Origin of the sequence: Klebsiella sp. D-Nf1 (genome assembly GCF_002810515.1) — a bacterium.
Classification (GTDB): Bacteria; Pseudomonadota; Gammaproteobacteria; order Enterobacterales; family Enterobacteriaceae; genus Klebsiella; species Klebsiella variicola.
Genome location: NZ_PIOK01000012.1, coordinates 58,117 through 70,963, shown reverse-complemented (window position 1 = coordinate 70,963; position 12,847 = coordinate 58,117). Strand labels below are relative to the sequence as shown.

At 53.0% G+C, this 12,847-nt stretch carries 12 protein-coding genes; all 12 read left to right on the top strand.

Features of this window, described 5'->3' with window-relative positions; genetic code table 11:
- Nucleotides 1-399 precede the first annotated feature (399 nt).
- The 12 genes from atpI (at nucleotide 400) to pstS (ending at nucleotide 12,732) form a co-directional block, all read left to right on the top strand.
- A complete protein-coding gene (gene atpI, locus CWM54_RS26410; protein ID WP_100699086.1) occupies nucleotides 400-780 on the top strand; it encodes a F0F1 ATP synthase subunit I in 381 nt (126 codons plus the stop codon).
- A gap of 7 nt (nucleotides 781-787) precedes the next feature.
- Entirely contained in the window at nucleotides 788-1,603 is an 816-nt protein-coding gene (atpB, locus tag CWM54_RS26405; protein ID WP_016162026.1) for a F0F1 ATP synthase subunit A, read from the top strand.
- A 48-nt stretch (nucleotides 1,604-1,651) separates the two neighbouring features.
- A complete protein-coding gene (atpE, locus tag CWM54_RS26400; protein WP_000429386.1) occupies nucleotides 1,652-1,891 on the top strand; it encodes a F0F1 ATP synthase subunit C in 240 nt (79 codons plus the stop codon).
- A 50-nt stretch (nucleotides 1,892-1,941) separates the two neighbouring features.
- Nucleotides 1,942-2,412: a F0F1 ATP synthase subunit B gene (gene atpF / locus CWM54_RS26395; protein ID WP_004107293.1), complete on the top strand. Its 471-nt coding sequence runs from the start codon at nucleotides 1,942-1,944 to the stop codon at nucleotides 2,410-2,412.
- A 14-nt stretch (nucleotides 2,413-2,426) separates the two neighbouring features.
- Entirely contained in the window at nucleotides 2,427-2,960 is a 534-nt protein-coding gene (atpH, locus tag CWM54_RS26390; protein WP_004202307.1) for a F0F1 ATP synthase subunit delta, read from the top strand.
- 12 nt (nucleotides 2,961-2,972) lie between these two features.
- A complete protein-coding gene (gene atpA / locus CWM54_RS26385) occupies nucleotides 2,973-4,514 on the top strand; it encodes a F0F1 ATP synthase subunit alpha (protein ID WP_012543303.1) in 1,542 nt (513 codons plus the stop codon).
- A 50-nt stretch (nucleotides 4,515-4,564) separates the two neighbouring features.
- A complete protein-coding gene (gene atpG, locus CWM54_RS26380; protein ID WP_008806722.1) occupies nucleotides 4,565-5,428 on the top strand; it encodes a F0F1 ATP synthase subunit gamma in 864 nt (287 codons plus the stop codon).
- A gap of 26 nt (nucleotides 5,429-5,454) precedes the next feature.
- On the top strand, nucleotides 5,455-6,837 hold the full coding sequence (atpD, locus tag CWM54_RS26375; RefSeq protein ID WP_008806723.1) for a F0F1 ATP synthase subunit beta: 1,383 nt from the start codon (nucleotides 5,455-5,457) through the stop codon (nucleotides 6,835-6,837).
- Between the two features lie 20 nt (nucleotides 6,838-6,857).
- On the top strand, nucleotides 6,858-7,277 hold the full coding sequence (locus tag CWM54_RS26370; protein ID WP_008806724.1) for a F0F1 ATP synthase subunit epsilon: 420 nt from the start codon (nucleotides 6,858-6,860) through the stop codon (nucleotides 7,275-7,277).
- A 694-nt stretch (nucleotides 7,278-7,971) separates the two neighbouring features.
- Nucleotides 7,972-9,342 carry a bifunctional UDP-N-acetylglucosamine diphosphorylase/glucosamine-1-phosphate N-acetyltransferase GlmU gene (glmU, locus tag CWM54_RS26355; RefSeq protein WP_100682102.1) on the top strand — a complete coding sequence of 457 codons (1,371 nt, stop codon included), beginning with the start codon at nucleotides 7,972-7,974 and terminating at the stop codon, nucleotides 9,340-9,342.
- 183 nt (nucleotides 9,343-9,525) lie between these two features.
- Nucleotides 9,526-11,355 (top strand): glutamine--fructose-6-phosphate transaminase (isomerizing), encoded by a 1,830-nt coding sequence (gene glmS, locus CWM54_RS26350; RefSeq protein ID WP_100682103.1) that lies wholly within the window; start codon nucleotides 9,526-9,528, stop codon nucleotides 11,353-11,355.
- A 336-nt stretch (nucleotides 11,356-11,691) separates the two neighbouring features.
- Nucleotides 11,692-12,732 carry a phosphate ABC transporter substrate-binding protein PstS gene (pstS, locus tag CWM54_RS26345; RefSeq protein WP_061156292.1) on the top strand — a complete coding sequence of 347 codons (1,041 nt, stop codon included), beginning with the start codon at nucleotides 11,692-11,694 and terminating at the stop codon, nucleotides 12,730-12,732.
- Nucleotides 12,733-12,847 lie beyond the last annotated feature (115 nt).

The window sequence follows — 12,847 nt, the reverse complement described above, 5'->3', positions numbered from 1 at the left end:
TTATAAATGTCAATAAAAGGTTTTTATTGTATGTGGGGTTGTTTTAGATAATGTCCTCACTTTTTATCTTGAATATCAAAAGCATGAAAAATAGTGTTTTATGTCCTTGATTCATTAAAGGGCACGTGAAATGTTTATTATGTGATCTAATGCACGCTTTAATTGCCGTGTTTACTCACTATTTGCAGTTTTGTATGACCGCTCACAGAACGCTGAAATGCACGGGAAGTTGTCCGTTGGAAAATAATTAAACATTTATTCACTATTTTGCTACTTATTGTTTGAATTCACGGGGCGTCACCGTATAATTTGTCCGCTTTTTGATGCTTGACTCTTCGTCTTAAAGGACGTTTTATACGACACGCGACATACCTCAAAGGGAGCAGGAGTAAAAACGTGATGTCAGTGTCGCTCTTGAGTCGAAACGTTGCTCGCAAGCTTCTGTTTATTCAGTTACTGGTAGTAATAGCAAGTGGACTGCTGTTCAGCCTCAAAGACCCCTTCTGGGGCATTTCCGCAGTATGCGGCGGTTTGGCAGTGGTTTTGCCAAACCTGATGTTTATGATTTTTGCCTGGCGTCATCAGGCGCATACACCAGCAAAAGGCCGTGTGGCCTGGACCTTCGCCTTCGGTGAAGCCTTCAAGGTGTTGCTGACCTTCGCCCTTCTGGCGATGGCGCTGGCTGTTTTAAAAGTGGTATTTATGCCGCTGATCGTGACGTGGGTTTTGGTGCTGGTGGTACAAGTTCTGGCGCCAGCTGTAATTAACAACAAAGGGTAAAGGCATCATGGCTTCAGAAAATATGACGCCGCAGGATTACATAGGACACCATCTGAACAACCTTCAGCTGGACCTACGTACATTCTCGCTGGTGGATCCGCACAACCACACAGCCACCTTCTGGACGCTCAACATTGACTCCATGTTCTTCTCGGTGGTTCTCGGTCTGCTGTTCCTTGCCATGTTCCGTAGCGTTGCTAAGAAAGCGACCAGCGGCGTACCAGGGAAATTCCAAACCTTCATCGAAATGATCATCGGCTTCGTCCATGGCAGCGTCAAAGACATGTACCATGGCAAGAGCAAGGTTATCGCGCCGCTGGCGCTGACCGTGTTCGTCTGGGTCTTCCTGATGAACCTGATGGACCTCTTGCCTATCGATTTCTTACCTTGGATCGGTGAGCACATACTCGGCCTGCCTGCACTGCGCGTGGTTCCGTCTGCCGACGTGAACATCACCCTGTCGATGGCGCTTGGCGTGTTCATCCTGATCATTTTCTACAGCATCAAAATGAAAGGCGTAGGTGGGTTCGTTAAAGAACTGACCATGCAGCCGTTCAATCACTGGGCGTTCATTCCTGTCAACTTAATCCTTGAAGGGGTAAGCCTGCTGTCCAAACCGGTTTCTCTTGGTCTGCGACTGTTCGGCAACATGTATGCCGGTGAGCTGATTTTCATTCTGATTGCTGGTCTGTTGCCGTGGTGGTCACAGTGGATCCTGAATGTGCCTTGGGCCATTTTCCACATCCTGATTATTACGCTGCAAGCCTTCATCTTCATGGTTCTGACGATTGTCTATCTGTCGATGGCGTCCGAAGAGCATTGATTTTTACCAACACTACTACGTTTTAACTGAAACAAACTGGAGACTGTCATGGAAAACCTGAATATGGATCTGCTGTACATGGCTGCCGCTGTGATGATGGGTCTGGCGGCAATCGGTGCTGCGATCGGTATCGGCATCCTCGGAGGTAAATTCCTGGAAGGCGCAGCGCGTCAACCGGATCTGATTCCTCTGCTGCGTACTCAGTTCTTTATCGTTATGGGTCTGGTGGATGCTATCCCGATGATCGCTGTAGGTCTGGGTCTGTACGTGATGTTCGCCGTCGCGTAGTAAGTTGTTAGAAACCTAAGCCACAGAGTTAATTAAAGAGGTATTGTGCTGTGAACATGAACGCAACAATCCTCGGCCAGGCCATCGCGTTTGTTATCTTCGTATGGTTCTGCATGAAGTACGTATGGCCGCCTTTAATGGCTGCCATCGAAAAACGCCAGAAAGAGATTTCTGACGGTTTAGCTTCTGCAGAACGCGCTAAGAAAGATTTGGACCTTGCACAGGCCAACGCGACCGACCAGCTGAAAAAAGCGAAAGCGGAAGCCCAGGTAATCATTGAGCAGGCGAACAAGCGTCGCTCTCAGATTCTGGACGAAGCTAAAGCTGAAGCAGAACAGGAACGCACCAAAATCGTTGCACAAGCGCAGGCTGAAATTGATGCTGAGCGTAAACGTGCACGTGAGGAGCTGCGTAAGCAGGTCGCTATCCTGGCTGTTGCTGGCGCCGAGAAGATCATCGAACGTTCCGTGGATGAAGCTGCTAACAGCGACATCGTGGATAAACTTGTCGCTGAACTGTAAGGAGGGAGGGGCTGATGTCTGAATTTGTAACGGTAGCTCGCCCCTACGCCAAAGCAGCTTTTGACTTTGCCGTCGAACACAACAGTGTTGAACGCTGGCAGGATATGCTGGCGTTTGCCGCCGAAGTGACCAAAAACGACCAAATGGCAGAGCTTCTCTCCGGTGCTTTGGCGCCGGAAACGCTCTCAGAAGCGTTTATCGCTATCTGCGGTGAGCAACTCGACGAAAACGGCCAGAACCTGATTAAGGTGATGGCGGAAAACAATCGTCTGAAAGTGCTCCCGGACGTTCTTGAGCAATTCATTCACCTGCGCGCGGCCAGTGAGGCCATCGCAGAGGTAGAAGTAATATCTGCCAACCAACTGAGTGATGAACAGCTTGCCAGGATCGTCAGCGCGATGGAAAAACGTCTGTCACGCAAAGTTAAGCTGAATTGCAAAATCGATAAGTCTGTTATGGCAGGTATTATCATCCGTGCGGGTGATATGGTCATTGATGGCAGCGTACGCGGCCGTCTTGATCGCCTTGCAGACGTCTTGCAGTCTTAAGGGGACTGGAGCATGCAACTGAATTCCACCGAAATCAGCGAACTGATCAAGCAGCGCATTGCTCAGTTCAATGTTGTGAGTGAAGCTCATAACGAAGGTACTATTGTTTCTGTAAGTGACGGTGTTATCCGCATCCACGGCCTTGCCGAATGTATGCAGGGTGAGATGATCTCCCTGCCGGGTAACCGTTACGCTATCGCATTGAACCTGGAGCGCGACTCCGTTGGTGCCGTGGTGATGGGTCCGTATGCTGACCTCGCCGAAGGCATGAAGGTTAAATGTACTGGCCGTATCCTGGAAGTTCCGGTTGGCCGCGGCCTGCTGGGCCGTGTGGTTAACACCCTGGGCGCGCCAATTGATGGTAAAGGTCCGCTGGAAAACGACGGTTTCTCCGCCGTAGAAGCGATCGCACCGGGCGTAATCGAACGTCAGTCCGTCGATCAGCCGGTACAGACCGGTTATAAATCCGTTGACGCCATGATCCCAATCGGTCGTGGTCAGCGTGAACTGATCATCGGCGACCGTCAGACCGGTAAAACTGCGCTGGCTATCGATGCCATCATCAACCAGCGTGATTCCGGTATCAAGTGCGTCTATGTTGCTATCGGCCAGAAAGCGTCCACCATCTCTAACGTGGTGCGTAAACTGGAAGAGCACGGCGCGCTGGCTAACACCATCGTGGTGGTAGCGACTGCATCCGAATCTGCTGCACTGCAATACCTGGCGCCATACGCTGGTTGCGCAATGGGCGAATACTTCCGCGACCGCGGCGAAGATGCGCTGATCATTTACGATGACCTGTCTAAACAGGCTGTTGCTTATCGTCAGATCTCCCTGCTGCTCCGTCGTCCGCCAGGACGTGAAGCCTTCCCGGGCGACGTATTCTACCTCCACTCTCGTCTGCTGGAGCGTGCTGCGCGTGTTAACGCCGAATACGTTGAAGCTTTCACCAAAGGTGAAGTGAAAGGGAAAACCGGTTCTCTGACCGCGCTGCCGATTATCGAAACGCAGGCGGGTGACGTTTCCGCATTCGTTCCGACCAACGTAATCTCCATTACCGATGGTCAGATCTTCCTGGAAACCAACCTGTTTAACGCCGGTATTCGTCCTGCGGTTAACCCGGGTATCTCCGTATCCCGTGTTGGTGGTGCAGCGCAGACCAAGATCATGAAGAAACTGTCCGGTGGTATCCGTACCGCACTGGCGCAGTATCGTGAACTGGCAGCGTTCTCCCAGTTTGCATCCGACCTTGACGATGCAACGCGCAAACAGCTGGACCACGGTCAGAAAGTGACCGAACTGCTGAAACAGAAACAGTATGCGCCGATGTCCGTTGCGCAGCAGTCTCTGGTTCTGTTCGCAGCAGAACGTGGTTACCTGGCTGATGTAGAACTGGCGAAAATCGGTAGCTTCGAAGCCGCTCTGCTGGCTTACGTCGACCGTGATCACGCTCCGCTGATGCAAGAGATTAACCAGTCCGGTGGCTATAACGACGAAATCGAAGGCAAGCTGAAAGGCATCCTCGATTCCTTCAAAGCAACCCAGTCCTGGTAACGTCTGGCGGTCTGTCTTAGGGCAGGCCGCAAGGCATTGAGGAGAAGCTCATGGCCGGCGCAAAAGAGATACGTAGTAAGATCGCAAGCGTCCAGAACACGCAAAAGATCACTAAAGCGATGGAGATGGTCGCCGCTTCCAAAATGCGTAAATCGCAGGAGCGCATGGCGGCCAGCCGTCCTTACGCAGATACTATGCGCAAAGTGATTGGTCACCTTGCGAACGGTAATCTGGAATATAAGCACCCTTACCTGGAAGAACGCGACGTTAAGCGCGTGGGCTACCTGGTGGTGTCGACCGACCGTGGTCTGTGCGGCGGCTTGAACATTAACCTGTTCAAGAAACTGCTGGCGGAAATGAAAGCATGGTCCGATAAAGGCGTTCAGTGCGACCTCGCAATGATCGGCTCTAAAGGCGTCTCTTTCTTTAACGCCGTTGGCGGTAACGTGGTTGCACAGGTGACTGGTATGGGGGATAACCCCTCCCTGTCCGAACTGATCGGCCCGGTAAAAGTGATGTTGCAGGCCTATGATGAAGGCCGTCTGGACAAGCTGTACGTTGTCAGCAACAAATTTATTAACACCATGTCTCAGGTTCCGACGATCACTCAGCTGCTGCCGTTACCGGCATCAGAAGACGCTGATCTGAAACGTAAATCCTGGGATTACCTGTACGAACCCGATCCGAAAGCGCTGCTGGATACCCTCCTGCGTCGTTATGTCGAATCTCAGGTCTATCAGGGCGTGGTAGAAAACCTGGCCAGCGAGCAGGCCGCACGTATGGTGGCGATGAAAGCCGCGACCGACAATGGCGGCAGCCTGATTAAAGAGCTGCAGTTGGTATACAACAAAGCTCGACAGGCCAGCATTACTCAGGAACTCACCGAGATCGTCGGTGGTGCATCCGCGGTATAACCAGGTTAATTCGTAGAGGATTCAAGATGGCTACTGGAAAAATTGTCCAGGTAATCGGCGCCGTAGTTGACGTCGAATTCCCTCAGGATGCCGTACCGCGCGTGTACGAAGCTCTTGAGGTGCAGAATGGTAAAGAAGTTCTGGTGCTGGAAGTTCAGCAGCAGCTCGGCGGCGGTATCGTTCGTACCATCGCCATGGGTTCTTCCGATGGTCTTCGCCGCGGTCTGGAAGTAAAAGACCTCGAGCACCCAATCGAAGTCCCGGTAGGTAAAGCAACACTGGGTCGTATCATGAACGTACTGGGTCAGCCGGTCGACATGAAAGGCGACATCGGTGAAGAAGAGCGTTGGGCTATCCACCGCGCAGCACCTTCCTATGAAGAGCTGTCCAGCTCTCAGGAACTGCTGGAAACCGGTATCAAAGTTATCGACCTGATGTGTCCGTTCGCGAAGGGCGGTAAAGTTGGTCTGTTCGGTGGTGCGGGTGTAGGTAAAACCGTAAACATGATGGAGCTGATCCGTAACATCGCGATCGAGCACTCCGGTTACTCTGTGTTTGCGGGCGTCGGTGAGCGTACTCGTGAGGGTAACGACTTCTACCACGAAATGACCGACTCCAACGTTATCGATAAAGTATCCCTGGTGTACGGCCAGATGAACGAGCCGCCGGGAAACCGTCTGCGCGTTGCGCTGACCGGCCTGACCATGGCTGAGAAATTCCGTGACGAAGGTCGTGACGTTCTGCTGTTCGTCGATAACATCTATCGTTACACCCTGGCCGGTACTGAAGTATCCGCACTGCTGGGTCGTATGCCTTCAGCGGTAGGTTATCAGCCGACTCTGGCGGAAGAGATGGGCGTTCTGCAGGAACGTATCACCTCCACCAAAACCGGTTCCATCACCTCCGTACAGGCGGTATACGTACCGGCGGATGACTTAACTGACCCATCCCCAGCCACTACCTTTGCTCACTTAGATGCAACCGTAGTACTGAGCCGTCAGATCGCTTCCCTGGGTATTTACCCGGCCGTTGACCCGCTGGACTCCACCAGCCGTCAGCTGGATCCGCTGGTTGTTGGTCAGGAACACTACGACACCGCGCGTGGCGTTCAGTCCATCCTGCAGCGTTATCAGGAACTGAAAGATATCATCGCCATCCTCGGTATGGACGAACTGTCTGAAGAAGACAAACTGGTGGTAGCTCGCGCACGTAAGATCCAGCGCTTCCTGTCCCAGCCGTTCTTCGTAGCAGAAGTCTTTACCGGTTCTCCGGGCAAATACGTGGCGCTGAAAGACACTATCCGTGGCTTTAAAGGCATCATGGAAGGCGAATACGATCACCTGCCAGAGCAGGCGTTCTACATGGTCGGTTCCATCGACGAAGCCGTGGAAAAAGCCAAAAAACTTTAACGCCTTAATCGGAGGGTGATATGGCAATGACTTACCACCTGGACGTCGTCAGCGCAGAGTTACAAATGTTCTCTGGTCTGGTCGAAAAAATCCAGGTAACGGGTAGCGAAGGTGAACTGGGTATTTACCCGGGACACGCGCCGCTGCTCACCGCCATTAAGCCTGGTATGATTCGCATCGTTAAACAGCACGGTCATGAAGAGTTTATCTATCTGTCTGGCGGCATTCTTGAAGTGCAGCCTGGCAGCGTGACCGTTCTGGCGGATACCGCAATTCGCGGTCAGGACCTCGACGAAGCGCGAGCGCTGGAAGCGAAACGCAAAGCCGAAGAGCACATTAAGAGCTCCCATGGCGATGTGGATTACGCTCAGGCGTCTGCGGAACTGGCCAAAGCGATCGCTAAACTGCGCGTTATCGAGTTGACCAAAAAAGCGATGTAACACCGGCTTGAACGTAAAAAGCCAGTCTGGTTTCCAGGCTGGCTTTTTTTATGGCCAGCGGCTGGCGAGCGGATAAAGTGAAAACAGGATCCACCCTTAATTGTTATTGATTAGTTAAATGATGAGGCGTAGACTCTATTTTTGTGATGTATGTCACATAAAAGAGCGTTATCAAACTGCACCTGCGTCAGGAAATCATCATGAAACTGTTCCATAAAATCATCGCCAAATTCAGCGTACTGAGCTTCTAAGCCACGCGCTATTCCCCGGCTTGCACGACGTATCGCCCATCAAAACGACAACACTGGCGATGTGCAACCGGTAAATGAAGGTCACCTGACGGTGGCCTTTTGTATTTTATTGATGCCACCAATCACTTCAGCTCTCCCCTGCCTGCGGCTGATTTACTCTCAGTCGGCTCATCTCCTGTTAATCTCCGCCAATAGGGCCGCGCTCTGCCGCTTTATTCAGGTGGCGAAAAAACAGCAAAAGCAGTGAGATAGTCAATAATTACCCTCCCCACCCCCCTTTTTCAGCGTTAAACTGATTTGCAGTGGTTAAAAATAGCGTCATAAAATGGTGTATAACCGCGAGCCTGGGCGTTTTCTCCACGTCTCGTTTTATGATGAAAAATATGTAGAAATTTCAACGTGAAAGGCTTTTACTTTCCGTTCTAACTACCGTCAGGATGAGTATGTCAAATAGTGCGATGAGCGTGGTTATCCTTGCCGCAGGCAAAGGGACCCGCATGTATTCCGATCTTCCTAAGGTGCTGCATACTCTGGCCGGGAAGCCAATGGTGCAGCATGTCATTGATGCCGCTAACGATTTAGGCGCATGTGCGGTGCATCTGGTGTACGGTCACGGTGGCGATCTGCTACGTCAGACCCTCCATGAAGACAACCTGAACTGGGTGCTGCAGGCTGAGCAGCTCGGAACCGGACACGCTATGCAGCAGGCGGCACCCTTCTTCAATGATGATGAAGACATTCTGATGCTCTATGGCGACGTGCCGCTGATCTCGGTTGAGACGCTACAGCGCCTGCGCGCCGCGAAACCACTGGGTGGCATTGGTCTGCTGACGGTGAAGCTGGATGACCCAACGGGCTACGGCCGCATTACCCGTGAAAATGACCAGGTGACGGGCATCGTTGAGCACAAAGATGCCAGCGAGGCCCAGCGCCAGATCCAGGAAATCAACACCGGGATCCTGATCGCCGGCGGAGCAGACCTCAAGCGCTGGCTGGCGAAGCTCACCAATAACAACGCTCAGGGCGAATACTACATCACCGATATCATCGCCATGGCGTATCAGGAAGGACACGAGATCGTCGCGGTGCATCCGCAGCGCCTGAGCGAAGTCGAAGGCGTCAACAATCGCCTGCAGCTTGCGCGCCTGGAGCGCGTTTACCAGGCTGAGCAGGCAGAAAAATTACTGCTGGCAGGCGTGATGCTGCGCGATCCGGCGCGTTTCGATCTGCGCGGTACGCTGCAGCACGGGCGCGATGTGGAGATCGATACTAACGTTATTCTGGAAGGCAATGTGGTGCTGGGCGATCGTGTGAAAATCGGCGCCGGCTGCGTGATTAAAAACAGCACCATCGGCGATGACTGCGAAATCAGCCCCTATAGCGTGGTGGAAGATGCCCTGCTGCAGGCTGCCTGCACCATCGGCCCATTTGCCCGTCTGCGCCCGGGCGCCGAATTGCTGGAAGGCGCCCACGTTGGCAACTTCGTGGAAATGAAAAAAGCGCGTCTCGGGAAAGGCTCCAAGGCGGGTCATCTGACCTATCTGGGCGATGCGGAGATCGGTGATAACGTCAATATCGGCGCCGGCACCATCACCTGCAACTACGATGGCGCGAATAAACACAAAACGATTATTGGCGATGATGTCTTTGTCGGCTCGGATACCCAGCTGGTGGCGCCCGTCACGGTAGGCAACGGTGTTACTATCGCCGCTGGGACCACCGTCACGCGCAATATCGCCGATAACGAACTGGTGTTGAGCCGCGTACCGCAGGTCCACAAGCAGGGCTGGCAGCGTCCGGTGAAGAAGAAATAATTTGGATTGTCGCCGGGGAAATATGCCCGGCGAACCAGGATGAGAGGGTCAATATAGACCCCCGTCCGCAGGCAGTACCATAACAATAACCCCACTCTCTACAAGGCTCGGGGCGCCCGGAAAACGGGCAAATACAGGTCAGCGACAACGCATGGCATATCGCCATTATCAGGAAATTTAACTATGTGTGGAATTGTTGGCGCAGTCGCGCAGCGTGATATTGCTGAAATCCTTCTCGAAGGTTTACGTCGTCTGGAATACCGTGGGTATGACTCTGCCGGTCTGGCGGTGGTCGACAGCGAAGGTCATATGACCCGCGTGCGTCGCCTGGGTAAAGTTCAGATGCTGGCTCAGGCGGTAGAAGAGCAACCGTTACATGGTGGTACCGGGATCGCCCATACTCGCTGGGCGACGCACGGTGAACCGTCTGAGAGCAATGCGCATCCGCATGTTTCTGAACACATTGTGGTGGTCCATAACGGGATCATCGAGAACCATGAGCCGCTGCGTGCCCTGCTGCAGTCTCGCGGCTATGTCTTCGTCACCGAGACCGATACCGAAGTTATCGCCCATCTGGTGCACTGGGAACTGGAACAAGGCGGTACCTTGCGTGAAGCCGTCCTGCGCGCTATTCCGCAGCTGCGCGGCGCCTACGGTACGGTGATCATGGATACCCGTGACCCGGGAACCCTGCTGGCGGCCCGCTCCGGTAGCCCGCTGGTGATTGGCCTGGGAATGGGCGAAAACTTTATCGCTTCCGACCAGCTGGCATTGCTGCCAGTGACCCGCCGCTTTATCTTCCTCGAAGAGGGCGATATTGCCGAAGTCACTCGCCGCTCGGTGGTGATTTTCGATAAATCCGGCGCGGAAGTGAAACGCCAGGAGATCGAATCCAATCTGCAGTATGACGCTGGCGATAAAGGTATCTACCGCCACTATATGCAGAAAGAGATTTACGAACAGCCAAATGCGATTAAAAACACCCTGACCGGGCGCATCAGCCACGGCGAAGTGGATCTCAGCGAGCTGGGGCCGAACGCCAATGAAATGCTGGCTCAGGTTGAACATATTCAGATAGTTGCTTGTGGGACTTCCTATAACTCCGGAATGGTCTCCCGCTACTGGTTCGAAGCATTAGCTGGCGTCCCGTGCGATGTGGAAATCGCCTCGGAATTCCGCTATCGCAAGTCCGCGGTGCGTCGCAACAGTCTGATGATCACCCTCTCTCAGTCTGGTGAAACCGCCGATACCCTGGCGGCGCTACGTCTGTCGAAAGAGCTTGGCTATCTTGGTTCATTGGCTATCTGTAACGTGGCGGGCTCGTCACTGGTGCGTGAGTCCGATCTGGCGCTGATGACCAAAGCCGGTACTGAAATCGGCGTGGCCTCGACCAAAGCCTTTACCACTCAGCTGACCGTGCTGTTGATGCTGGTGGCGAAACTGGCGCGTCTGAAAGGTCAGGATGCGGCGATTGAGCACGATATCGTGCACGGTCTGCAGGCGCTGCCGAACCGTATCGAGCAGATGCTCTCCCAGGACAAGCGTATTGAACAGCTGGCAGAGCGTTTCTCTGATAAGCACCATGCGCTGTTCCTCGGCCGCGGCGATCAGTACCCGATCGCCATGGAAGGAGCGCTGAAGCTGAAAGAGATCTCCTACATTCACGCGGAAGCCTATGCGGCAGGTGAACTGAAACATGGCCCGCTGGCGCTGATTGATGCGGAAATGCCGGTGATTGTGGTGGCGCCGAACAACGAGCTGCTGGAAAAACTGAAATCCAACATCGAAGAGGTTCGTGCCCGCGGCGGCGAGCTGTACGTCTTCGCCGACGGTGACGCCGGCTTCAACGGTAGCGATAACATGCACATCATTGAGATGCCGCATGTCGAAGAGATGATCGCCCCTATCTTCTATACGGTACCGCTGCAGTTACTGGCTTATCATGTCGCGCTGATTAAAGGCACAGACGTTGACCAGCCGCGTAACCTGGCGAAATCGGTGACTGTGGAGTAAAGCATCATATCTTGCAAAGGGCTGCCGGCGGCAGCCCTTTTTATTTTCACCTGCTGTTCATCACCGAACTTGCGCGAAATATTTTGGCTGGCGGTAGATGACAAACGATCGTTTTGCGGTTCGATTTTACTGTCATAAAAAGAAAATTATTCTGTCATTGCACGGTCATGATTACAGATAACCATCTGAGTTATATGACTATTATTTGCTGTAAAATCCCTTCTTTCGACCTGTCATAAAACTGTCATAATTCGTACATTTTACTGTCACCTCTTTGACCTATTTTGCTCACCATAGCCTCGAAACAATGATTTACGAATCCCAGCAGGAGACATTATGAACGTTATGCGTACCACCGTCGCAACAGTTGTCGCCGCGACCTTATCGATGAGCGCTTTCTCTGCCTTCGCAGCAGCAAGCCTGACTGGCGCAGGCGCAACTTTCCCTGCGCCGGTGTATGCCAAATGGGCTGACACCTATCAGAAAGAAACGGGCAATAAAGTGAACTACCAGGGCATTGGTTCCTCTGGTGGCGTTAAGCAGATTATTGCTAACACCGTTGATTTCGGTGCTTCTGATGCTCCGCTGGCTGATGACAAACTGACTCAGGAAGGGCTGTTCCAGTTCCCCACCGTAATTGGCGGCGTGGTGCTGGCGGTTAACCTGCCTGGCGTGAAATCCGGCGAACTGGTGCTGGATGGCAAAACCCTCGGTGATATCTACCTGGGTAAAATTAAAAAATGGGATGACGAAGCGATCGCTAAACTCAACCCGGGCCTGAAGCTGCCTTCACAGAACATTGCCGTGGTTCGCCGCGCTGATGGTTCCGGTACCTCCTTCGTCTTCACCAGCTACCTGTCCAAAGTGAATGAAGAGTGGAAATCGAAAATCGGTGCAGGTTCTACCGTAAACTGGCCAACCGGACTGGGCGGCAAAGGTAACGACGGTATCGCCGCCTTTGTTCAGCGTCTGCCGGGCTCTATTGGTTACGTCGAATACGCTTACGCCAAACAAAACAACCTCGCGTATACCAAGCTGGTGTCCGCTGGTGGCAAGCCGGTTAGCCCGACTGAAGATAACTTCGCTAACGCCGCGAAAGGCGTTGACTGGAGCAAGTCCTTCGCACAGGACCTGACCAACCAGAAAGGCGAAAATGCATGGCCGATCACCTCAACCACCTTCATCCTGGTGCATAAGGCGACCAACAAGCCGGAACAGACCGCTGAAGTGTTGAAGTTCTTCGACTGGGCGTATAAAAACGGCGCGAAAGAAGCAAATGCACTGGATTATGCGACGCTGCCGGAAAGCGTGGTAGAGCAGGTTCGTGCAGCATGGAAAACCAACGTCAAAGACAGCAGCGGTAAAGCGCTGTACTAACAGTAGATTTTTGACGAAGATGGCGGGGGCGTTCAGGCGCTGCCCGCCCTACGGTTCAGACTGTAGGCCCGGGAGCGAACGCCACCGGGCATTTATTCGAACAAGTTTTAATACG